The following is a 22379-nucleotide window of genomic DNA, read 5'->3' on the forward strand; positions in this document are numbered from 1 at the left end:
CCGGATGGGAACGACGAACGGGGAGTACCCGGCGGGCGGACGCCCGCTGGAAGGGTGCCGCGTCCTGGTGACGCGCAGCCCCGACCGGTCCGGGCCCTTGGCGGAGGCGCTGCGGCTGGCCGGTGCCGTTCCCCTCCTGCTGCCGCTGACGGCCGCCGAACGCGCCCCGGACCAGGCTGCGCTGGACGAGGCCTTTGACGCGCTGGGCGCGGGCCGCTTCGAGTGGCTCGTGGTCAGCAGCGCCACCACGGTCCTCGCGCTGCAGGAAAAGGCCGGTGAACGGGCCGTTGAACTGGGCGACTGGCTCCCGGCCGGCACCCGCGTTGCCGCGGTGGGCCCCGCCAGCCGGAAGGCACTCGAGGCAGCAGGGATCGCGGTGCACTTCGCGCCGCGGCATGACCACTCGGCGGCCGGGATCGTCAACGGGTGGCCCGGCGGGCCCGCCGACGTGCTGCTGCCGCAGGCCGACATCGCCGCCCCTGCGCTGGCCCGGGGCCTGGAGGCGAAAGGCGCCCGGGTCTGCACCGTGGTGGCCTACGCCACGGTGGACTTCCCGGCCGAGCCGGCGCGGCGCCTCGGCCAGGCTAACAGCGAAGGCAGCGCTCCGCTGCCGCTGCTCACCCCCGCCGAAGCGAAAGCCGAGGTCGACGACGGCGCCCTGGCCGCCGTCGTCGCCGCCTCACCCAGCGCCGTGCGGCGCATTAGTGCCACCCTGGCGCCCCTCGGCTCCTGCCGGCTCGTGGCTATCGGCCCGGCCACGGCGGCGGAGGCGGCCGCCATAGGACTCACGGTGGCAGCCACGGCCCGGGAGGCCACGCCGGAAGGGCTCGTCGCCGCCGTCGTCCGGGCGCTTGCCCCCTAGACATCCACTCATCAACAGCAGGCCCACAGTGAAGGACAGGACATGAGCTTTCCGCACCACCGCCCCCGGCGGCTCCGCACCACCCCCGCCATGCGCAGGCTCACGGCCGAGCACCGGGTCGCCCCGGCCGACCTGATCCTTCCCGCGTTTATCCGCGAGGGCCTGTCGGAGCCCAACCCGATCGCCTCCATGCCCGGCGTCGTGCAGCACACCACCGACACCCTCAAGCGGGCGGCGGCCGAGGCCGTTGAGCTGGGCGTCGGCGGCATCATGCTGTTCGGCATTCCCGAGACCCGGGATGCTGAGGGCAGTGCATCACTGGACCCCGACGGCGTGCTCAACAAGGCCATCCGCGACGTCCGCGCGGAGGTGGGGGACAGCCTGGTGGTGATGAGCGACGTCTGCCTGGACGAATTCACCGACCACGGCCACTGCGGCGTCCTCGACAGCGACGGCTACGTGGACAACGATGCCACCCTGGAGATCTACGCCAGGATGGCGGTGGCCCAGGCCGACGCCGGCGCCCACGTGCTGGGCCCGTCCGGCATGATGGATGGACAGATCGGCGTGATCCGGCAGGCACTGGAGGAGGCCGGCCATGTGAACACCGCCGTGGTGGCCTACGCCGCGAAGTACGCGTCGGCGTTCTACGGCCCGTTCCGGGAAGCGGTGGACTCACAGCTGAAGGGCGACCGCAGGACTTACCAGATGGACGCCGCCAACCGCCGCGAGGCCATCCAGGAGGTGGAACTGGACCTTGCCGAGGGCGCGGACATGGTGATGGTCAAGCCGGCCATGAGCTACCTCGACATCCTGGCCGACGTTGCCGACATGAGCCCCGTTCCGGTCGCGGCCTACCAGATCTCCGGCGAGTACGCCATGATCGAGGCCGCCGCCGCCAACGGCTGGATCGACCGGCGGGCCGCCATCACCGAATCGGTCCTCGGCATCCGCCGTGCCGGGGCCAACCTGGTCCTCACGTACTGGGCCAGCGAAATCGCCGGCTGGCTCAAGGAATCCTGATGCCGGCCGAGGGCCTGCCCGCGGGACAGCCCGCCGGCCAGACTCCCGGGCCCACCGCTCCGGTGGGCCCGGGCAAGATTCTGCTGGGTCTGAACACGTTCGGCGACGTCGGCGTGGACGGCTCGGGCAAGCCGAAGCCGCATGCCCAGGTACTGCGGGAGCTGCTCGACCAGGCGGTCCTCGCTGACGCCGTAGGCCTTCACGCCTTCGGCGTGGGGGAGCACCACCGCCGCGACTTCGCGGTGTCCGCCCCGGAAGTTTTCCTGGCCGCCGCCGCGGCGAGCACCACCAGGATCCGGCTCGGGTCGGCCGTGACCGTCCTGAGCTCGGACGACCCCATCCGCGTGTTCCAGCGCTTCTCCACCGTCGATGCGCTGTCCGGCGGCCGTGCCGAGGTGATGCTGGGCCGCGGCTCGTTCGTCGAGTCCTTTCCGCTGTTCGGCCTGGACCTGGCGGATTACGAGGTGCTGTTCGAGGAGAAGCTCGAGCTCTTCGACCGGGTGCGGGCACAAAAGCCGGTCCACTGGGAAGGCCGGACCCGGCCTGCACTGGCCGGGCTGAGCGTTTACCCGCCGCTGGAGCACCACCTGCTGCCCGCCTGGATCGGCGTGGGCGGCACCCCGGAGTCCGTCCTGCGCTGCGCTGAATACGGCTACCCGATCATCTTTGCCATCATCGGCGGCCAGCCCCGCGCATTCGCCCCGCTGGTGGACCTTTACCGCGAGGCCATGGCCAAGTACGGCCAGGCCATGCAGCAGATCGCCACGCATTCGCCCGGCCACATCGCCGAATCCGACGAGGCAGCGCGCGAGGAGCTCTTTCCGCACTGGCTTGCCCAGCGGAACAGGATCGGCGCCGAGCGGGGCTGGGGTCCGGGGAACCGGCGGGAATTCGACGCCATGTGCGGTCCCGAGGGCGCCCTGTACGTCGGCTCGCCCGAGACGGTGGCGCAGAAGATTGTGCTGCTCAAGCAGAACCTCGGCGTGGACCGCTTCGACCTGAAATACGGCAACGGCACGCTGCCGCACGAATCCATGATGCGCTGCATCGAACTCTTCGGCACCGTGGTGGCACCGCGGGTGGCCGAGCTCCTGTCCGGTGACACTCCCGCAGACTGAAAGAATGGGAACCATGACTTCCAGTACCCCTCGCAACGAGGAACTCTTCGACCGCGCCCGCCAGCTGATGCCCGGCGGCGTGAACTCCCCGGTCCGCGCCTTCGGTTCCGTCGGCGGCACGCCCCGCTTCATGGTGGCGGCCAAGGGCCCGTACCTGACCGACGCCGATGGCAACGACTACGTTGACCTGGTCTGCTCCTGGGGCCCGGCCCTGCTGGGGCACGCCCACCCGGCCGTCCTCGACGCCGTGCACGCCGCCGTGGACCGCGGCCTCTCCTTCGGTGCCTCCACCCCCGACGAGGCCAACCTCGCGGCCATCGTCAAGGAACGCGTTTCCGCCGTCGAGCGGCTGCGCATGGTGTCCACCGGAACCGAAGCCACCATGACGGCGATCCGGCTGGCCCGCGGCTTCACCGGCCGGAACCTGGTCATCAAGTTCGCCGGCTGCTACCACGGGCACCTTGACGGACTGCTCGCCTCGGCCGGCTCCGGCGTGGCCACCCTGGCTCTGCCCGGTTCGGCCGGCGTCACCGCCGCCACCGCTGCCGAGACCCTGGTGCTGCCCTACAACGACCTCGGCGCCGTCGAGGCCGCCTTCGCCGAGCACGGGCCCAACATCGCCGCCGTGATCACCGAGGCCGCCCCCGCCAACATGGGTGTGGTCACACCCGGCGAGGGCTTCAACGCCGGCCTCTCCCGGATCACGGCCGCCCACGGCGCCCTGCTGATCGTCGACGAGGTCCTGACCGGCTTCCGGACCGGATACTCCGGCTACTGGGGACTCACCGGCGGCGCCGCGGACGCCACCGAAAAGTGGACCCCGGACCTGCTGACGTTCGGCAAGGTGATCGGCGGGGGCATGCCGACGGCGGCCCTGGGCGGCCGTGCCGACGTCATGGACCACCTCGCACCGCTCGGTCCCGTCTACCAGGCCGGCACCCTGTCCGGTAACCCGGTGGCCATGGCTGCCGGCGTCGCCACCCTGACACATGCCACCCGGGACGTGTACTCGTTTGTCGACGCGCGGTCGCTGGAATTGTCAGGCGCCCTGTCCTCCGCCCTGGATGCGGCCGGCGTCGACCACTCCATCCAGCGCGCCGGCAACCTCTTCTCGGTGGCGTTCGGCACGTCCGAGCACGGTGTGCACAACTACAGCGACGCACTGAAGCAGGAGTCGTTCCGCTACGCGCCCTTCTTCCACTCCATGCTGGATTCGGGTGTCTACCTGCCGCCGTCAGTTTTCGAGGCCTGGTTCCTGTCCGCGGCCCACGACGACGCCGCCATGAACCGGATCTTCGAGGCACTGCCTGCCGCCGCGGAAGCGGCCGCCGCAGCGAAGGCCTAAACCGCCGTCGGGCTTTCTTCCCGTGCCTGGTTAAGGCAACTGTTAAGGCAACAAAAAACTCTGGCATCCGCCGCGGCGGATGCCAGAGTTTTTTGCTGTTCCGGGTGGCCCTTAGAGGACGTCCGAGAGGAAGCCCTGCAGCCGCTCGGTCTGCGGGTTTTCAAACACCTGGGCGGGCGGGCCCGACTCCACCACCACACCGCCGTCCATGAAGGTCACGGTGTCCGAGACATTGCGCGAGAAGCCCATTTCGTGGGTCACCACCACCATGGTCATGCCGCCCTTGGCGAGGTCGGCCATGAGTGCCAGGACGCCCTTGACGAGCTCGGGGTCCAGGGCAGAGGTCGCCTCGTCGAAGAACATGACCTCCGGCTTCATGGCGAGGGCGCGTGCAATTGCAACACGCTGCTGCTGGCCGCCGGAGAGGGTGGCCGGGCGGACGTCGGCCTTGTGCTTCAGCCCGACGAGGTCGAGCTGGCTCAGGGCCTCCTCGCGCGCCTGCTCCTTGGGCAGCTTCCGCAGCTTGCGCAGGGCAAATGCCACGTTCTCGCCCACACTCTTGTGCGGGAACAGGTTGAACTGCTGGAACACCATGCCGATCCTGCGCCGGAGCTCATCGGGGTTCTCCTTCAGCACCGACTTGCCGTCCAGGAAGATGTCCCCGGCATCCGGTTCGATCAGCCGGTTCATGACCCGCAGCAGGGTGGACTTACCGGAACCGGACGGGCCGATCACCGAGGCGGTGGTGCCGGCCGGGACGGTCAGGTCGATGCCGCGGAGGACTTTGTTGTGCCCGAAGGCAAGGTGGACGTTTTTGGCTTCGAGAGAGCCTGACGTGAATTTGCTCATGCGTGGGCTCCCTTCCCGACGACGGCGGCAGCCTCGTCCGGTTCCATCTTCTGCGGCCGGCCGGTGCGCAGGCGTGCGTCGATCCAGTTGACCAGGTGTGTCAGCGGGACGGTCATCGCGAGGTAGAACACGGCGGCCGCCACGTAGCCGGACAGGTTGCCGCTTCGTGCGGCGGCGTCCTGGCCGATCTGGAACAGCTCCCGCTCCGAGGCCAGGAGCCCCAGGGTGAAGACCAGCGAGGACTCCTTGATCAGGGCGATGAACTGGTTCACCAGCGCGGGGAGCACCCGGCGGATACCCTGCGGCACCACGACCATCCGCAGCGAGGGGCCGTAGCCGAAGCCCAGGGCGCGGGCGGCCTCGAGCTGGCCCTTGTCCACGCTCTGGATACCGGAACGGAAAATCTCTCCGATGTAGGCGCTGGACATGAGCGAGAGCGCGGCGATGCCCATGGGGTACGGGCTGGTGACCCCGGTCAGCTCGCGGAAGATCGGGCCGAAGCCGAGGCCGATGACGAGGATGGTGAGAACCGCCGGGAGTCCACGGAACACGTCCGTGTACACCCGGGCGGCCCACCGCGCCACAGGATTACGCGAGATGCCCATCAGGGCCAGCACCATGCCGGCCACGCAGCCAATGATGCCCGAGACGATTGCGAGGACGAGGGTGTTGGGCAGACCGACCGAAAACATGGCCGGGAGTACCTCGGCGATGGCCTTCCAGTCGAGGAAGGTCTCGGCGAGCCTGTTCAGATAATCCATGTGGCGCCTGTCAGTTGGTTACTTCGTGGGGACCTGGACGGCCTTGCTGCCCGGCTTCCAGCCCTCAGGAGTCTGCTCCTTGATGGTCGGGCGGTCCGTGTACCACTTGGTGGTGAGCTTGGTCCAGGTGCCGTCGGCGATCACGGCGTCGAGCGCGGAGTTGAGCGCATCGGTGAGGGGCTGGTTGTCCTTGGCCACGGCGTATGCCGTGAAGTTCTGGGTGTTGACCTTCTTCTCAGCGATCTTCGTGCCGTCGCCCGACTTGACCTGGCCCTCGGCCTGCTGCGACGGGGCAACCCAGGCGTCGATCTGGCCGCTCTTCACGTTGGCGTAGACCGTGTTGTAGTCCGGGAAGCGGACCGGCTCGAGCTTCAGCGTGTTGGTGACGAAGTCGTCCTGGACGGTGCCCTGGACGACGCCGATGCGCACGCCCTGCTTCAGGTCGTCGAAGGTCTTCACCTTTGCGTCGTCCTTGGTGACGATCGCCATGTAGCCGAAGTCGTAGCCGTTGGTGAAGGCCACCGTCTCGCGGCGGGCATCCGTGGTGGAGATGGAGGAGGATCCGGCGTCGAACTGCTTGTTCTTCACCTGGGCCAGGAGGCTCTGGAACTTGGTGGACGCGAACTCCACCTTGAGGCCGAGCTTGGCCGCCATGGCCTTCAGGAGCTCGTTGTCATAGCCCGTGAAGTTTCCATCCTTGTCGATGAAGATGTTGGGCGGGGCGTCGGACAGGGTGCCGACCTTGAGCACGCCCGGAGTGATCAGGCCGAGCTTGGACTTGTCGATCTTGTCCAGGGCGGTGACGTCCTTGGTGGTGTACTTGTCCAGCGTCTGCTGGTCGCTGCCGGCCAGGGCATCGGTCGGCGAGCCACTGGGAGCAGCGGTGCCTCCACCGCAGGCAGCCAGGGATACGGCCATGACTACGGCCACGGGAACCGTGGACAGCCACTTCAAGGCTTTGATTTTCATCACGCATCACTTTCATTGGGATAAACGGGGGCGGGCAGTCAAGCCGTCTTTGGCCGGGATCCGGTGGTGCAGAGGCGCGCCCGCAAAACTTAATTGTCTCACCTGCCCTTAACGTGGCCGTTAGGTGGCGTAATGAACGGGCCCGTGCGGCTTTTGCCGAATATAATGCAGGATTGCTGCCTCTGGCGGGCCAATGCCAATGAGAGAAGTTGCTGTTACAGAATCAGCAGGCCACTGTGGGGCTGCCGGCAGGGCGGCCCTGTTTGTGTGAAATGCGTCGCACCAGCCAGGAGCGCCGCCGGTCAGAAGCCGCCGCGGCTGGCATCCTCAGGAGGAAGTACCGGCCAGTCACCCTCGATGACGGCGGCGGGTTTGGTCTTGCGGAGGTACTGCTGGAAGTCGGCGGCCTGGCTGACGGCCCAGTCCACCTGGAGCTGGTGCAGCTGGCCGGCCGGCATGTTCAGTTTAGGGAACTTGCCGGCCATGGCGTCAAGCATCCGAAGTGTTGCGAGCGCGTCTGCCGCAGACGTGTGGGCGTTTTCCAGATCCACGCCGTACTCCTCGCACAGGGCGGACAGCGTCCTCTTGCCCTTGCGGTACCGGTCCACCTGCTTGTTCATGATGTAGGGGTCCAGGACGGGAAACCGGCTCAGCTGGGGCACTCCGTAGCGGGCAGATTCGGCGGCCAGGACGGTGAAGTCGTAGCTGGCGTTGAACGCGATCACCGGAACGCCGTCGTCGAAGAGTCCCTGGAGCACGGCAGCGACTTCCCTGGTGACCTCGGCCGCAGGCCGGCCGTGGCTGCGGGCGTGTTCGGTGGTGATCCCGTGCACATCGCTTGCCTCCGCCGGAATTTCAACCCCCGGATCAGCCAGCCACTCATGCTCCCGAACCACGTTCCCGGAGCTGTCCACCAGTGTGACCGAAGCCGTCACGATCCTGGCGGCGCGTGAGTTGCGGCCCGTGGTTTCGAGGTCGAACGCGGCCCGGGGGAGAGTGTTCCAAGTGCTCATGGCTCCAAATTACCCGGAGGCACCGACAGTAACGGTGCTTGCCCTGCGCGTGTCCGGCATGGTGCGGGAAGACACGTGTGGGAAGACACACACGGCGTCCGCCCTGACCGCTGGTCCTGCGTGCCGGCCGATAGTCTGGGGATATGCGGGCGGAGTACGTAGAGGCGGTTTTGGCGGTGGTCGACCTCATCCCGGCCGGCTCGGCCGTGGCTTACGGGGACGTCGCTGAACTTCTTGGGGCCGGAGGGCCGCGCCAGGTGGGGTCCGTGCTGAGCCATTACGGCAGCGGCGTTCCGTGGTGGCGGGTGCTGCGGGCCAGCGGACTGGCGCCCGACGGGCATGAGTCCGAGGCCCTCGGCCACTACCTGCAGGAGGCCACGCCCCTGCGCGGCGACTATCGCGGGTACGCGCGGACGGGCGAGGGCCGGTGGCGGGTGGATCTGACCGCCGCGCGGTGGGCCCCGACCGACGCCGATTTCGACGCCCTGGACGTGATTGCCGAGCGGCTGGAAGCGTCGCTGCGAACATTGTCAGTGCCGGATGATGGAATGTCCGTGTGACCGCAACACTCGATCAGACCGCCGACCCGGCTTCAGTCCATCCGGCAGCCGCACCCACTTCGGAACGGGACCACAGCAACTCTTTCTCCGCCGCACCGTTCCCGCCCACCGGTCTCCGTTTGCTGCCCCCGCGCCAGGTGCACTCCCGCGTCCCGGTCCTCACGGCGGACCAGCTCGCCGCCGTCGGCGTTCCCCAGGGATCCGGCCCTGTGCTGGTTCCCGGAGCGCCCGGCACCGGAAAATCCACGGTGCTCATCGAGGCAGCCATCCGCCGGGTTGAGGCGGACGGGGTGGACCCCGAGCGGATCCTCATTCTCGCCCCCGGACGGCTTGCGGCCGACACCCTCCGTGACCGGTTCACCGCCAGGCTGAACCGCAGCCTGAGCACCACGCCGGCCCGCACCTGGGCAGCGTATGCCTTCAACCTCATCCGCCGTGCCAAGGCAGAGGGGCTCCTGCCGCTGTCCAAGGCACCGCGGCTCCTCTCCGGCCCCGAGCAGGACCTCATCATCAAGGAACTGCTGGAGGGCCACGCCCTGCCAGGCCTTGGGCTGCCCTGGCCCGATGACCTCACGGCGGCCCTGCCCACGCGCGGGTTCCGGCACGAGGTACGCCAGCTTTTCGACCGGATTACAGAGACGGGCCGCACCGCCGAGGACCTCGCCGGCCTCGGCCACGCCTGCGGACGGCCGGACTGGATTGCCGCTGCCGCGCTGTATGCCGAGTACCGCGATGTCCTGGATCTGCGCATGCCCGAGGCCTTCGACCCCGCGGGCATCATCACCGCGGCCCGCCAGCTCTTCCAGGATTTCCCGGACTTCCTGGCGGCCGAACGCGACCGGCTCCAGCTGGTGCTTGTGGATGACATCCAGGAGGCCAACCCTGCGGTCTTCGAACTGCTGGCCGACGTGGCCGCCGGCAAGGATGTCTACGTGACGTCAGCTCCGGACACGGTGGTGCAGGGGTTCCGTGGCGCGCGGCCGGATCTTGTGGCCGAGCTCCCGGGCCTGCTGGGCGGCGGGGAACGGACAGTCCTTGAGAAGCCGCTGTCCCACGCCCACCGCCATCAGCCGGCCGTGGCCCAGGCCTGGCTCGGGGTCGCGGACCGGATCTCCCTCCGGTCCGGCGGCCAGCTCGCCCGCCGCCTGGACCCGGTTGGCGCCGGTGCTGCTGACGTTGCGGGGGAACCCGGTACTACTGCTTCGGGTGACACCGCTTCAGGTGCTGCTGCCCGGCCGGCAGGGGGCGCCGTGGAGGCACACCTTCTGCCCTCGGCCGTCCATGAGTTGCGGTACGTCGCCCAAAGGATCCTCGAGGCACATCTCAGGGACGGGCGTCCGCTCGAGGACATCGCCGTTATTGTCCGGAACGGCGGCCAGCTGGGCCAGCTGCAGCGCTACCTCTCCGGGCAGGGGATTCCGGTGCGGATTCCGGTGGCTGAGTCCGCGGTACGCGATGAGGTGGCCGTCCGTCCGCTGCTCGACGCCTACGCGGTGGCCCTGGACCCCGCGGTCCTCACGCCCGAATCGGCCGTGTCGCTGCTGACGTCCCGGATCGGCGGGGCGACGTCCCTCGAGCTGCGCCGGCTCCGCCAGTCGCTGCGCCGGGAGGAGCTGCTGGGCGGCGGCGGACGCTCCAGCGATTCGCTGCTCGTAGAAGCGCTCCTGGAGCCGGGCGCGCTGGGCACGCTGGGCATCGAAGGCCGGTCGGCGCGCAGAGTGGCGCGGATGATCCAGGCCGGGCGGAAAGCAGTTGGCGAACCCGGGTCCAACGCCGAGACCGTGCTATGGGCCCTCTGGCACTCCACCGGGCTCGCAGCGGCGTGGACGGCCGCTGCCCTTGCCGGCGGACTCGTCGGTGCGCGGGCGGACCGGGACCTGGACGCCATGATGGCGCTGTTCCACACCGCCGAGCGCTACGTGGACCAGATGCCCGGATCCGGCCCGGAACAATTCCTGGAGTACCTGCTGAACCAGGAACTGCCCATGGACACCCTGGCGGCGCGGGCGCAGGTTGACGACGCCGTGGAGCTCATGACGCCCGCCAGCGCGGCGGGCCGGGAATGGCCGTTCGTCATCGTCGCCGGCCTGCAGGAAGGCGTCTGGCCCAACACCCGCCTCCGCGGCGAGCTGCTGGGCAGCACACTGTTCGCGGATGCCGTCGAACACGGCGTTGAATACGCGCTCCAGCTTGGCCCGCTCAGCCGGCTGCGGGAGATCCGCTACGACGAACTCCGCAGCTTTTCGACGGCGGTGTCCCGGGCCCGGGAGGTGCTGCTGTGCACCGCCGTTTCGTCCGAGGATGAACAGCCGTCCTCCTTCCTGGACTACGTGGCGCCGCTGCTGCCAGGCCAGGAGGGGCGCGGTTACACGCCGGTTGAACGGCCGCTGACGCTGCGTGCGCTCGTGGCGGAACTCCGCCAGTACGCCCAGCTGGATGGCAGGCTTGCCGCCGAGGCGGATGAGGCGGTGCGTGTGCTCGCCCGCCTTGCCACGGCCGAGCCGCCTGTTCCCGGTGCCCATCCGGACTCCTGGTGGGGGCTTGCGCCGCTGACGTCAGTGGACCGGGTTGTGCCCCCGGGCGGCACCGTCTACGTTTCGCCGTCCAAGGTGGAGTCGGTGCAGAAATCACCGCTGGACTGGTTCATCCAGGCCGCCGGAGGTGAAGCGGCAACGGATTTCGCCCGCAGCCTCGGCACCCTGGTGCACGCCATCGCCCAGGACCTTCCCGATGCCAGCGGCGCGGAATACCTCGCCGAACTTGTCCGGCGCTGGCCGGCCCTGGGCATGAAGGACAACTGGGAGGGCAAACTGGACTTCCGCAGGGCCGAAGCCATGGTCCGGAAGCTGGCGCAGTACGTCCTGGTCATGCGCAGCGAAGGCCGGCGGCTGGCGGGCGTCGAGCAGGACTTCGAAGTGATCCTGCCCGAGCCAGCCGCCGTTATTCGCGGCGACGTTCCGTCCGATGAGGGTCCGCGGTCTGCGGTGCTGCGCGGGCAGGTGGACCGGCTGGAGATCGACGCCGAGGGGCGGCTGGTGATCGTTGACCTCAAGACGGGCAAACGGCAGCCGGGCAAGGCCGAACTGGGCAGGCACCCGCAGCTGGGCGCGTACCAGGCGGCCGTGCTGGCCGGCGGCTTTGGCGACGCCGGGGCTTCCGACGCCGGGGCGCAGCCCGGCGGCGCGGTGCTCGCCCAGCTGGGCACAACCACCAAGACTCCGGGCATCCAGCACCAGGAGCCGCTGGACCCGGGGGACAACTGGGCGATCGAGATGGTGAACGGCGCAGCCGCCATGATGTCCGGCCACGAATTCGAGGCAAGGCACGATCCCGCCAAGGCCGGCTACGGCGGCCTCGGCTGCCGGCTGCCGGAGGTATGTCCGCTGTGTTCGCGGGGAAAGCAGGTTACCGAATGAGCCGGACGGCAGAGCTGCCCGAGCCCAGGTTCAGTCCCGAAGAGTTGTCCGTCCTGCTGGGGGAGAAAAACCTGCCGACGGCGGAACAGTCGGCGATCATCTCCTCGCCCCTGGCGCCCCGGCTGGTCATCGCCGGCGCGGGCTCGGGCAAGACGGCCACCATGGCCGACCGCGTCGTCTGGCTCGTCGCGAACGGCTGGGTCAAGCCGGAGGAGGTCCTGGGTGTCACGTTCACCCGAAAGGCCGCCGGTGAACTGGCCAGCCGCATCCGCACCAAGCTCAGTGCGCTGCAGCGGGCGGCCACCGGTGATGCCGGCGCCACTGGCGGCTCTGGCAACTCTGGCGGTGCCGTTGCCGGGGCGCTGCTCAGCGCCGACGCCCTGGAGCCCAAGGTTTCCACCTACCACTCGTTTGCCAGCGGCATCGTCTCCGACTACGGCCTGCGGCTCGGGATCGAGCGGGACGTCGTGCTGCTGGGCGGGGCGCAGGCCTGGCAGCTGGCCAGTGAGGTGGTTGAGGCGTTCGACGGCGAGTACTCGCATTTCAGGGTGGCCAAGTCCACCCTCGTCAAAGCCGTCATCCAGCTCGCGGGGGAGTGCGCGGAGCACCTCCAGGACCCGAAGAGTGTGCAGGGCTGGCTGATGCAGCGGTTCGCCGAGTTCGAGGCCCTGCCGTATGTGGCCGGGGCCAAGAAGAACCCCACCCAGGCCGCCGGCGAACTCGGTGCCATGCTCCGCACACGGGCCAGCGTGGCCGAGCTCGTGGGGCGGTATGCGGACGCCAAAAGGACACGCGGCGCCTTGGACTTCGGTGACCTCGTGGCGCTCGCAGCACGCGTTGCCAGGGAGGTGCCCCTGGCCGCGGAGATGGAGCGCCAGCGCTACAAGGTGGTGCTGCTGGACGAATTCCAGGACACCTCACACGCCCAGCTGGTGCTGTTCTCCAGGCTCTTTGGGGACGGGCACGCCGTCACGGCCGTCGGGGATCCGAACCAGTCCATCTACGGCTTCCGCGGCGCGTCGGCCGGCCAGCTGTTCCACTTTGTCAACGAGTTTCCGGTCTGCGCCGAGGACGGCCAGCCGGGGACGGCGTCCCGGCGTCCCGCCCCCGTTTCGTACCTGACGACTGCCTGGCGGAACGGCCGCAATATCCTGGCCGCCGCCAACCTCATCTCCGCCCCGCTCAGCGCCGCCGCGGCGCAGGCCGGACCGGCGGGGCAGCGGTCCTCCGGCGCGGCCGTGGAGGTGCCTGCGCTGCAGCCGAGTCCGGCCGCGGTGCAGGGCCGGGTGGTGATTGGGCGTTTTGCCACCGATGAAGACGAAGCGGCGGCGATCGCCAAGGATCTCCTGAAGTTCCGGGCCACTGACTTCGACGGCTCCTCCGCGGAACCGCGCGTCCAGCCTGCCATGGCCGTACTGTGCCGCAGGCGCGCGCAGATGGAATGCCTCCGCAAGGAGTTCGAGGCCACAGGGATCCCGTACGAGATTGTGGGCCTCGGAGGCCTGCTGGACACTCCCGAAATCGTGGATCTGGTGTCCACTCTGCGGGTCCTGGCTGATCCGGGCCGGTCGGATTCGCTGATGCGGCTCCTGGCCGGTGCCCGGTGGAGGATCGGCCCCGCCGACCTCATGGCGTTCCGGGACTGGTCCGCGTTTCTGGCCCGTCGCCGCGGCCCGGTCGACAACGGCCACGGGCCGGGCGCGAACGGCAACCCGGCAACGGACGATCCGTCGGCCGGCGGGGATCCGGAAGCCGCCGACGTCGTCATCGAGGGCGACATCACCGATGCCGCCAGCCTCGTCGAGGCCCTGGACTGGCTCCCCAACGAGGGGTGGACGTCCGCCCACGGCCGCAGCCTGACCCCGGCGGCCCGGGAGCGGCTGCAGCGCCTGGGCACGGAGCTGCGGCAGCTCCGGACACTGATGGGGGAGGACCTGACCACCCTGCTGGGCGAGGTGGAAAGGGCCATGCTGCTGGACATCGAGGTTGCCGCGAGGCCCGGGTTCAGCATCCACCAGGCACGGCGGAACCTGGATGCGTTCCAGGATGCCGCGGCCGGGTTCCTGCAGACCTCCCACCGTGTGGACGTCCTGGCCTTCCTGTCATGGCTGGAGGCGGCAGCAGCGGAGGAGGGAGGCCTGGACGTGCCGCCTGCCGACGTCAACCACGAGGCCGTGCAGTTGCTGACGGTGCACGCCTCGAAGGGCCTCGAATGGGACGTCGTGTTCGTGCCGGGCCTGAACTCGGGCGCGTTCCCCAGCAGCCGCGACTCAAGGTGGAGCAGCGGTGCCGCGGCCTTGCCCTGGCCCCTCCGCGGCGACCGTGCCGACCTTCCGCAGTGGGACCTGGACCAGCCGGACCAAAAGGGGTGGCTCGACGCCGAGAAGGTCTTCAAGGGCGACGTCCAGGCCCACGGCGAGGCTGAGGAGCGGAGGCTGGCCTACGTCGCATACACCCGCGCCAAGCATGTGCTTTGGGTTTCCAGCGGAGCGTGGGTCGGCGGGCGCGGCGGGATGGCGGAGATGTCGCCGTTCCTTGCCGAGCTGGCACCCCTGGCCGAACAGGAAACTGCCGAAATCCACGCTGCTTCCGTGGATGAGGAATCCCTGCCGCAGGAAAGTCCCCTGACCCGGGAACTGGAGGTGGCGGCCTGGCCGTATGATCCGCTGGAAGGTCCTGTGGACCCCCGCAGCGGCAACCGGCTCCGGCTGGTTCCGGGACGGCGGGCCGCCATGGACCGTGCCGCGGAACGGCTGATCGCCGAGATCGCCGCCGTCGAAGCCGGAGTACCCGGACTCCCGGCAGGCCAGGGGCTCCGCCCCCAGGCGGCAGGCTGGGAACGCGAGGCTGCCCTCCTGCTGGAACGCCGCGCCAGGCGGGCACGCAGCCGCGACGTGCATCTGCCCGGGCATATCTCGGCATCCACCCTGGTGGACCTGGGGGAGGATGCCGAGGCCGTGGTGCAGCGGCTCAGAAGGCCCGTCCCGCGGGAACCCGGCATGTCCGCGCGCAAGGGCACCGCCTTCCATGCCTGGGTGGAAGAGTATTTCGGAATGGCCGGAATGCTGGATCTCGGCGAAGCGCCCGGCTCGGACAACCACATCGACGAGGCCTACGGTCTCGACGACATGGTCGCAACCTTCAAGGACTCCCGGTGGGCACACAGATCGCCGGCGTACGTGGAGGTCCCTGTGGAAACCCGGATCGGCGACGTCGTGGTGCGAGGCCGGATCGACGCCGTGTTCCGGGACGCCGACGGCGGCTGGGACCTAGTGGACTGGAAGACCGGCCGCCGGCCGTCCGCAGGGCAGCTGAAGACCAAGAGCGTCCAGCTTGCCGTCTACCGGCTGGCCTGGGCCCGGCTCAAGGGCGTGCCGCTGGAGGAGGTCCGGGCTGCCTTCTTCTACGTCGCGGACAACCATGTGGTGCGCCCGCACGACCTGGCGTCAGGCGCCGAACTCGAAGGGATCGTGGCCGCCGCACTCGCGGTTTAGGAAGCACAGCGGGTCAGGAAGCACAGCGGGCCAGGAGCCACAGCGGGCTAGGTTGTCTTGGCCTCAACCACCGTGAGGGCGACGGTGGAGGTGTCGGCGCCTGAAGGCTTCGGGGCCGGGGCATCCGCCCCGTCCTTGGTCCGGGCGGCTTTAGCATCGTCAGATGCGCCGGCATCCTCCGGTGCGCCATCCTCCCGTGCGGCGTCCTGGGCTGCGCCATCCTTCACTGCGCTCTGCGGCGTGTCCTGGGCTGACGGCTGGGCTGCGTTCTCCCCGTCGGCCCGACCGTCCTCAGGGCCGTCCGCCCCTTCGGCCGGGATCGGCGTCACCCCGACCGGGATGGGCGACACCTCGACCGGGAGCGGCTTCACGTCAACCGGGATAGGGGTGACGTGGACGGCCGGCATGGCCTCGGAAATGTCGGTGGCCGCCGGGGCGTCGACGAGGCCGGGCGCGGCCGGTGCCTGGCCCGTTGGCGGGGTATCGGGCTTGGCCGGGGGCAGCGGTTCCACGCTGATGGGCTGGCCGCCGTATTCGGCAATGTCGTCGGCCAGCGTGGAAAGCATGGCCTCGGCCTCGGCGATCATCTCGGCGTCGGCGGCCGCGATGCCCTTGACGAGGTACTGGGCAAGGGCAAATTCCGCCGAGAGTGCGGCGCGGCGCAGCAGGTGGGTGTCCGGAGCGTCCCGGCGCTTCGCGGTGTAGTGCTTGACCACGGCGTCGACGAATTCGTGCTCATTGGATGCCACGAGCCAGGCGAGGTCGTCGGCGGGGTCGCCGATGCGCAAATCCGTCCAGCCGGTGACGGCCGTGACCCGGTTGTCCTCAACCAGCAGGTTGTCCTCGTGCAGGTCGCCGTGGACCACGCAGGGGTTGAACCGCCACAGCGAGACATCTTCCATGGCGTGCTCCCAGCGGCGGAGCAGGAGGGCCGGGATCTTGCCTGTGGTCGCGGCCATGTCCAGTTCGTTGAGCCTGCGCTGGCGAAACTCGTTGGGGGTGTAGCTGGGCAGGTCGGCGTTGCTGACCAGAGCGCGGGGAAGATCGTGAATGGCGGCCAGCGCCGTGCCGATCTCCTTCGCCAGCTCCTGCGGCCCGGCCGTCAGCTCCTCCACCGTGCGCGTGGCGCCGTGCAGGTGGGAGTACACGAAGGTGGTCAGGTTCTGCTGCCGGACGGTGCCGGCCACGGTGGGCATGAGGAACGGCAGTTCGGCCCGGATTCCGGGTGCGAAGGCGCGCAGCACCAGGAACTCGGTCTCGAGCCTGGTGCTGGCTTCCGCGTGCCGGGGTGAACGGACGCGCCAGCGTTTGCCCTCGGCGTCCAGAAGGAGAGCCGAATCAAAGTCTGCCGGGTCATCCGGGGCAGAGCTCACGGCGGTCGGGCTCAGTCCGGGGACTGCCGCGGTGGCCACAGCTGCCAGTTCGATTGGTTCTCTTCTCACGGTTCCACGGTAGATTGAGCGGCGTCCAAGACAATGATGTGTCACGGCGAGTCTCGAGATCCGCCTAAATATGGCTGCCGCGAGCGAAGGGAACACACACTTTCCGGGCCTGCCGGCGCCCTCCTGAAATGTAAATTGTCACTGCGAGTCAGTACGGTGGATACATGAGTCATGCGGAGGCCGCTGTGCCGGTCGGTCAAGCGGCGGGCGCCATCCCGGAAAATCAGCTCCCGGCAGGCGAACTGCCGGCCAACCATCTCTTTGACACCGTGCTGCCGGTCCGGCCCGCAATGGTCAACAGGGGGTCGGTTGAGCGGATGAGGCCAGGCCTCATTCCGGACCTGCTGGCGGCCGGAACCGCCAGGGCCATGCTCCTGTCCGGCCGGCAGGCGCTGGTCCACGGGGACGCGCTCGTCCTGGCAGAGGCCGCACCGCTGCTCGACCGGCTTGAGACGTCGGCCACCGGCCCGGCGCACATCATCTATCTCGGCGCAGCCCTCGGCTCCGCGGACCTGCCCGCAGGAACCGGCGTCCTGCTCTTCATCCTGCCGGAGCCGGTGCAGCCCGGCGCGGCCGGCCTGCCCGCCGGAGCCACCTGGGAAGGCTTCCGGGACGTCGCGGCGCAACTGGATCCGACGCACACCGCGCTGTTCGTTGAGGCCAGTGCCATCGCCAACTGGCATGCCACCCACACCCACTGTCCCCGTTGCGGCACCGTCACCAACGTGGAAGCCGGCGGCTGGGTCCGGCGGTGCCCGGCTGACGACTCCGAACACTACCCGCGCACGGATCCGGCCATCATCGTCACGGTGGTTGGGCCGGACGGCCGTGTCCTGCTGGGCGGCGGCGGACCCCTGGACGCCAAGAACTACTCCACGCTGGCTGGATTCGTCGAGCCCGGGGAATCCCTGGAACAGGCCGTCGTCCGGGAAATCCAGGAAGAGGTAGGCGTGCGGGTCAAGGCATGCCAGTACCTTGGCTCCCAGTCGTGGCCGTTCCCGGCCTCCCTCATGCTCGGCTTTACCGCCGTCACCGACGACACAGAAGCAAAGCCCGACGGCGTCGAGGTCACCAGGGCGCGCTGGTTCAGCCGGGAGGAAGTCCAGGAGGCCGTGCTCAGCGGTGAAATCGTCATCTCCACCAGGCTTTCCATCGCCAGGTCCCTCATCGAGCACTGGTACGGCGGCGTGATCCAGGACCGTCCGGCCGACGACTGACCCTGTACGGCCGGCACAACCCATCTTCTCCAATGCCTCCAAGGCGGAGCAGCCCATCCATCCCCATAAAGCAAGCAGCAAGAAGTGACGACAGAAAATCCTGATGGCAACGCCTCCCTGGAGGACCGGATCCTTGGCGGCCTCGACGCGGAGCAGCGGGAGGTGGCCACCACCCTGACCGGTCCGCTCTGCGTGCTGGCCGGAGCGGGAACCGGCAAGACCCGCGCCATCACCCACAGGATTGCCTATGGGGTGCACTCGGGCGTGTACAGCCCGCAGCGGCTGCTGGCGGTCACGTTCACGGCACGCGCGGCAGCGGAGATGCGCAGCCGGCTGCGCGATCTCGGGGTTGGAAACGTCCAGGCCAGGACGTTCCACGCGGCCGCGCTGCGGCAGCTGCAGTTTTTCTGGCCGCAGGCTGTGGGCGGGGCGCTGCCCAACCTGCTGGACCACAAGGCACAGATGATCGCCGAGGCCGCCCGCCGGCTCCGGCTGAGCACCGACCGTGCCTCCATCCGGGACCTCGCGTCGGAAATTGAGTGGGCCAAGGTGTCCATGCTCACCCCGGCCAACTACCTGGAAAACGCACATGACCGGGGCGCTCCGGGCGGCTTTGACCTCACGGCAGTGGCCCGGGTGTTCCAGGCTTACGAGGACGTCAAGACCGACCGCAACGTCATTGACTTCGAGGACGTCCTACTGATTACCGTGGGCATCCTGCAGGAAGACCCCAAGGTGGCGGCGACGGTCCGGGAACAGTACCGGCACTTCGTGGTGGACGAATACCAGGACGTTTCCCCGCTGCAGCAGCGCCTCCTGGAGCTTTGGCTTGGCGGCCGCGATGAACTGTGCGTCGTGGGTGATGCCAGCCAGACCATTTACTCGTTCACCGGAGCGTCCCCGAAGCACCTCCTCGGGTTCAAGGCCCAGTACCCGGACGCGAACGTGGTCAAGCTGGTCCGGGACTACCGGTCCACTCCTCAGGTGGTCAAGCTCGCCAACGATCTGCTGGCCTCACGCCGGAGCGGCGGCCCGGCAGCCGACGCAGCCTGGGCTGCGCCGCTGAAGCTCGTCGCCCAGCGGAACCCGGGACCCCAGCCTCAGTTCACGGAATGCACGGACGACGAAGCCGAGGCAGCAACGGTCGCCGGCAAGATCCGCACCCTCCTCGACGACGGCGTGCAGGCGAGTGAAATCGCTGTCCTCTTCCGCACCAACGGCCAGTCGGAGGCCTACGAGCAGGCCCTGGCATCCGCCGGGATCGGCTACCAGCTGCGCGGCGGCGAGCGGTTCTTCGCGCGGAAGGAGGTCCGCGATGCGATCCTTCAGCTCCGGGCAGCCACCCGTGCCGTGGCCGAGTCCGATCCCCAGCCGCTGGGGCAACTGGTGCGCGACATCGTCGCGTCGCTTGGCTATACGGACACCGCCCCGCACAGCGGCGGCGCCCTGCGGGAACGATGGGAATCCCTGGCCGCGCTGGTGGCCCTGGCGGACGAGCTGGCGCAGAACCGCGGGCCGCAGTTCGGCCTGGCTGACTTTGTCAACGAGCTCCAGGAGCGCTCCGTTGCCCAGCATGCCCCCACCGTCCAGGGTGTCACGCTGGCGTCCCTGCATGCGGCGAAGGGCCTGGAATGGGACGCGGTCTTCCTTGTGGGGCTAAGCGAAGGGCTCATGCCCATCTCCTTCGCAGACGATCCTGCCGCGGTGGACGAGGAGCGCCGGCTGCTGTACGTCGGCATCACGCGTGCCCGCGAGCACCTGGCCCTGTCCTGGTCCACGGCCAGGACTCCGGGCGGGCGCGCCAACCGGAAACCGTCCCGCTTCCTCGACGGGCTGCGTCCGGACTCGGTGGCCAGCTCGGCCGCCCGGGGGAGGGGAACCGCGCCGCGCCGCAAGGCGGCCGCCCCCGCATCCTGCCGGGTGTGCGGGAGCATGCTGGCCAGCGGAGCCGAGCGGAAGGTTGGCCGGTGCAGCCAATGCCCGCCCAGCTACGAAGAACAGACGTTCAACGCCCTGCGTGAATGGCGCAAGGAGGTCGCGCATTCCGCCGACGTCCCCGCCTTCGTGGTTTTCACCGATGCAACCCTCACGGCCATCGCCGAAGCACGGCCGTCCTCCCTCGAGGAACTGGCCGGGCTGGCCGGCGTTGGCCCGTCCAAACTGGAGCGGTACGGCGAGGCGGTCCTCGCGGTCCTGACGGAAAGCAGCACGCTGTAATGCCCGGAAAACTCGAGACCATGCCATTGACCACGCACGACGGGGCTCCCGTGGAGGTCCGCCGTTCCGCCCGCCGCCGCCGCACGGTCGCGGCCTTCTGGGAGAACGGCACCGCCGTCGTCGCCATCCCGGCCCACTTCAGCAGGGCGCAGGAAGCGGACTGGGTTCACCGGATGCTGGAGAAGCTGCGGACCCAGGGGGAAAGGCGGTCCAGCGGCGCGGGGCGGCGGCCTACCTCGGACGCGGCGCTGGCCGCGCACGCTGCACAGCTCTCGGCCAGGTACCTCGGCAGCAGGCCGGCCCCCATGTCGGTCCGCTGGGTCAGCAACCAAAATTCCCGCTGGGGTTCCGCCACGCCCGCCGACGGGTCCATCCGGCTCTCAGACAAGCTCCGGCCCATGCCGCAGTGGGTCATCGACTATGTGCTGCTGCATGAGCTGGCGCACCTGCTGGTGGCCGGACACAACGCGGCGTTCTGGAAACTGCTGGAGGCGTACCCCGAGACGGAACGGGCCAAGGCCTTCCTGGAGGGCGTGTCGTTCGCCACTTCGCGCGGTCTCCCCGCCAGCGACGCAGAACCGGGCCTATAACAGAACCGGCCCTATAACAGAACCGGCCCTGTAAAAGCCCGGCTCAGCTCTTCGGAGCCTCGTCCCCGTCGTCGCCGTCGGCCTTTTCGCCGGCGTTCCCGCCGTCGTTCGTTTCGGCATCACTGTCAGCGTCGGCGTCGGTGCCGGCGGGGCTGTCGAACCCGCCGTTCAGCAGCTTCTGGAGGGCGTCGTCCACTTCGCTGTCACTGGCCTCGGCGAGCTTGCGGCGTTCGCTGAATCCCTTGGGATCGTCAAGGTCCTCGGCGGTGGGGAGCAGGTCGGGATGCTTCCAGATGGCGTCGCGTCCGTCGATGCCGCGCTCGGCCTTCAGCGATGCCCACAGGGTGGCGGCTTCGCGGAGGCGGCGGGGTCGCAGCTCCAGCCCCACAAGGGAAGCGAACGCGTGTTCCGCGGGACCGCCGGTGGCCCGCCGGCGGCGGACGGTTTCGCGGAGCGCTGCGGCGGAGGGGAGCACCCTTTCGGTGGCAGCCGCGGTGAGTTCATCCACCCACCCTTCGACGAGGGCCAGCGCGGTCTCCAGCTTCTGCAGTGCCTGGTCCTGTTCGGGCGTGCGCTGCGGCATGAAGACGCCCTGTGACAGGGCCTCCTGGATTCCCTCCGGGTTGCTCGGGTCAAGGTCCCGGGCCAGCTCCTCGATCCGCGACGTGTCGATGTGGATGCCGCGGGCGTAGGCCTCGATGGCGCCGAGCAGGTGCCCGCGGAGCCACGGAACCTGGACGAACAGGCGGGCATGGGCTGCCTCGCGGACCGCGAGGAAGAGCCGGATGTCGTTTTCGGGAAGGCTGAGCCCCTCGCCGAACTTGGCCACGTTGCCGGGCAGCAGCGCCATCTCCAGGTCGGCCAGCGGAACGCCGATGTCCGTGGAGCTGACCACATCGGTGGACAGGGCCCCGATGGCCTGGCCCAGCTGCATCCCGAAGATGGCGCCGCCCACGTTCTGCAGCATGGACGAGGCGCCGCCCATCATGGACTTCATCTCCTCGGGCATCTGCTCCGTCATGGCGGTGGAGAGGGCGTTGGCCACGCTGTTGGCGACCGGCTCCGTCAGCCGCTTCCACGTGCCGAGGGTCTCCTCGACCCACTCGGCGCGGGACCACGCCTTGCCGATGAGGCCGGTGGCGGGCAGGTCGGTGACCTGGTCCAGCCAGAGTTCGGCGAGCCGCAGCGCCTCATCCACGTCGCGTGACTGCGCGGACGTGACGGACGGGTCGGCGCTGCCCGCGGCAACACGGCGGGCGTTGTCATGGGCGAGCTTCCAGTTAACGGGCCCCTCCGAGGGCGCGCTCATCATGGCCTGGACCTGGGAGAACATCTGGGCCAGCAGGTTCGGATCGTTCGGCAGACCGGCGGCCTTGGCGAGTTCTGCGGGGTCGATGTCACCCAGGCCCTTGCCGCCCATGAGGTTCTGCAGCATCTCCGCCAGCGGATCCTTAGGATTTTCGTCGCCGTTGGACGGATTGAGTGGATTGGAGGTCATGATCC

At 69.1% G+C, this 22379-nt stretch carries 16 protein-coding genes; 10 read left to right on the plus strand and 6 right to left on the minus strand.

All coding sequences use genetic code 11. From position 1 onward, the window contains the following. The first annotated feature begins 4 nt into the window (after positions 1-4). From R5O87_RS21505 to hemL, 4 genes are read left to right on the plus strand one after another with little or no spacing between them, the layout of a single operon-like run. On the plus strand, positions 5-862 hold the full coding sequence (locus tag R5O87_RS21505; protein WP_410553975.1) for a uroporphyrinogen-III synthase: 858 nt from the start codon (positions 5-7) through the stop codon (positions 860-862). 42 nt (positions 863-904) lie between these two features. After that, entirely contained in the window at positions 905-1885 is a 981-nt protein-coding gene (gene hemB / locus R5O87_RS21510) for a porphobilinogen synthase (RefSeq protein ID WP_410553976.1), read from the plus strand. Further along, on the plus strand, positions 1885-3003 hold the full coding sequence (locus R5O87_RS21515; protein WP_410553977.1) for an LLM class flavin-dependent oxidoreductase: 1119 nt from the start codon (positions 1885-1887) through the stop codon (positions 3001-3003). The genes hemB and R5O87_RS21515 overlap by 1 nt, the downstream gene beginning before the upstream one ends. Before the next feature lie 13 nt (positions 3004-3016). Continuing rightward, positions 3017-4348, plus strand: a complete 1332-nt coding sequence (gene hemL, locus R5O87_RS21520; RefSeq protein ID WP_410553978.1) for a glutamate-1-semialdehyde 2,1-aminomutase — start codon at positions 3017-3019, stop codon at positions 4346-4348. A 111-nt stretch (positions 4349-4459) separates the two neighbouring features. Here hemL and R5O87_RS21525 read toward each other — a convergent pair whose 3' ends face one another. The 4 genes from R5O87_RS21525 to R5O87_RS21540 all read right to left on the minus strand — a co-directional run bounded on the left by R5O87_RS21525 (position 4460) and on the right by R5O87_RS21540 (position 7940). Then, on the minus strand, positions 4460-5197 hold the full coding sequence (locus R5O87_RS21525; RefSeq protein ID WP_410553979.1) for an amino acid ABC transporter ATP-binding protein: 738 nt from the start codon (positions 5195-5197) through the stop codon (positions 4460-4462). Continuing rightward, a complete protein-coding gene (locus R5O87_RS21530) occupies positions 5194-5958 on the minus strand; it encodes an amino acid ABC transporter permease (protein WP_331575781.1) in 765 nt (254 codons plus the stop codon). Before R5O87_RS21530 ends, R5O87_RS21525 begins: the two co-directional genes overlap by 4 nt. An 18-nt stretch (positions 5959-5976) precedes the next feature. After that, positions 5977-6927, minus strand: coding sequence for an ABC transporter substrate-binding protein (locus R5O87_RS21535; RefSeq protein ID WP_410553980.1), 951 nt, complete (start codon positions 6925-6927; stop codon positions 5977-5979). Between the two features lie 302 nt (positions 6928-7229). Next, a complete protein-coding gene (locus tag R5O87_RS21540) occupies positions 7230-7940 on the minus strand; it encodes a 3'-5' exonuclease (RefSeq protein WP_410553981.1) in 711 nt (236 codons plus the stop codon). A gap of 143 nt (positions 7941-8083) precedes the next feature. Here R5O87_RS21540 and R5O87_RS21545 point away from each other — a divergent pair, with 143 nt between their 5' ends. From R5O87_RS21545 to R5O87_RS21555, 3 genes are all read left to right on the plus strand, one after another. Further along, on the plus strand, positions 8084-8500 hold the full coding sequence (locus R5O87_RS21545; RefSeq protein ID WP_410553982.1) for an MGMT family protein: 417 nt from the start codon (positions 8084-8086) through the stop codon (positions 8498-8500). Between the two features lie 137 nt (positions 8501-8637). Continuing rightward, entirely contained in the window at positions 8638-11916 is a 3279-nt protein-coding gene (locus tag R5O87_RS21550; protein ID WP_410554093.1) for an ATP-dependent helicase, read from the plus strand. Next, complete coding sequence (locus R5O87_RS21555; RefSeq protein WP_410553983.1) at positions 11913-15410, plus strand: ATP-dependent helicase; 3498 nt, start codon at positions 11913-11915, stop codon at positions 15408-15410. The genes R5O87_RS21550 and R5O87_RS21555 overlap by 4 nt, the downstream gene beginning before the upstream one ends. A gap of 47 nt (positions 15411-15457) precedes the next feature. Here the strand turns inward: R5O87_RS21555 and R5O87_RS21560 are convergent, their stop codons facing one another. Beyond that, a complete protein-coding gene (locus tag R5O87_RS21560; protein WP_410553984.1) occupies positions 15458-16852 on the minus strand; it encodes a phosphotransferase in 1395 nt (464 codons plus the stop codon). Between the two features lie 164 nt (positions 16853-17016). Between R5O87_RS21560 and nudC the strand changes: the two genes are divergently transcribed. From nudC to R5O87_RS21575, 3 genes are all read left to right on the plus strand, one after another. Beyond that, entirely contained in the window at positions 17017-18069 is a 1053-nt protein-coding gene (gene nudC, locus R5O87_RS21565; RefSeq protein WP_410553985.1) for an NAD(+) diphosphatase, read from the plus strand. Between the two features lie 84 nt (positions 18070-18153). Then, positions 18154-20286 carry an ATP-dependent DNA helicase UvrD2 gene (locus R5O87_RS21570; RefSeq protein WP_410553986.1) on the plus strand — a complete coding sequence of 711 codons (2133 nt, stop codon included), beginning with the start codon at positions 18154-18156 and terminating at the stop codon, positions 20284-20286. Next, a complete protein-coding gene (locus R5O87_RS21575; RefSeq protein ID WP_410553987.1) occupies positions 20286-20876 on the plus strand; it encodes a M48 metallopeptidase family protein in 591 nt (196 codons plus the stop codon). The genes R5O87_RS21570 and R5O87_RS21575 overlap by 1 nt, the downstream gene beginning before the upstream one ends. A gap of 43 nt (positions 20877-20919) precedes the next feature. On the opposite strand, the gene R5O87_RS21580 is transcribed toward R5O87_RS21575, so the two are convergent. Further along, positions 20920-22374: a zinc-dependent metalloprotease gene (locus R5O87_RS21580; protein ID WP_410553988.1), complete on the minus strand. Its 1455-nt coding sequence runs from the start codon at positions 22372-22374 to the stop codon at positions 20920-20922. Positions 22375-22379: the final 5 nt, after the last annotated feature.

The organism is Arthrobacter globiformis, from assembly GCF_046536215.2.
GTDB classification, from domain to species: domain Bacteria; phylum Actinomycetota; class Actinomycetes; order Actinomycetales; family Micrococcaceae; genus Arthrobacter; species Arthrobacter globiformis_E.

Bases quoted from the DNA above. Each gene is read 5' to 3' on its own strand.
- R5O87_RS21505 (WP_410553975.1), top strand. From the start codon at position 5: ATGGGAACGACGAACGGGGAGTACCCGGCGGGCGGACGCCCGCTGGAA.
- R5O87_RS21535 (WP_410553980.1), bottom strand. From the start codon at position 6,927: ATGAAAATCAAAGCCTTGAAGTGGCTGTCCACGGTTCCCGTGGCCGTA.
- R5O87_RS21525 (WP_410553979.1), bottom strand. From the start codon at position 5,197: ATGAGCAAATTCACGTCAGGCTCTCTCGAAGCCAAAAACGTCCACCTT.
- R5O87_RS21515 (WP_410553977.1), top strand. From the start codon at position 1,885: ATGCCGGCCGAGGGCCTGCCCGCGGGACAGCCCGCCGGCCAGACTCCC.
- hemL (WP_410553978.1), top strand. From the start codon at position 3,017: ATGACTTCCAGTACCCCTCGCAACGAGGAACTCTTCGACCGCGCCCGC.
- R5O87_RS21545 (WP_410553982.1), top strand. From the start codon at position 8,084: ATGCGGGCGGAGTACGTAGAGGCGGTTTTGGCGGTGGTCGACCTCATC.
- hemB (WP_410553976.1), top strand. From the start codon at position 905: ATGAGCTTTCCGCACCACCGCCCCCGGCGGCTCCGCACCACCCCCGCC.
- R5O87_RS21580 (WP_410553988.1), bottom strand. From the start codon at position 22,374: ATGACCTCCAATCCACTCAATCCGTCCAACGGCGACGAAAATCCTAAG.
- R5O87_RS21530 (WP_331575781.1), bottom strand. From the start codon at position 5,958: ATGGATTATCTGAACAGGCTCGCCGAGACCTTCCTCGACTGGAAGGCC.
- R5O87_RS21555 (WP_410553983.1), top strand. From the start codon at position 11,913: ATGAGCCGGACGGCAGAGCTGCCCGAGCCCAGGTTCAGTCCCGAAGAG.
- R5O87_RS21540 (WP_410553981.1), bottom strand. From the start codon at position 7,940: ATGAGCACTTGGAACACTCTCCCCCGGGCCGCGTTCGACCTCGAAACC.
- R5O87_RS21575 (WP_410553987.1), top strand. From the start codon at position 20,286: ATGCCCGGAAAACTCGAGACCATGCCATTGACCACGCACGACGGGGCT.
- nudC (WP_410553985.1), top strand. From the start codon at position 17,017: ATGAGTCATGCGGAGGCCGCTGTGCCGGTCGGTCAAGCGGCGGGCGCC.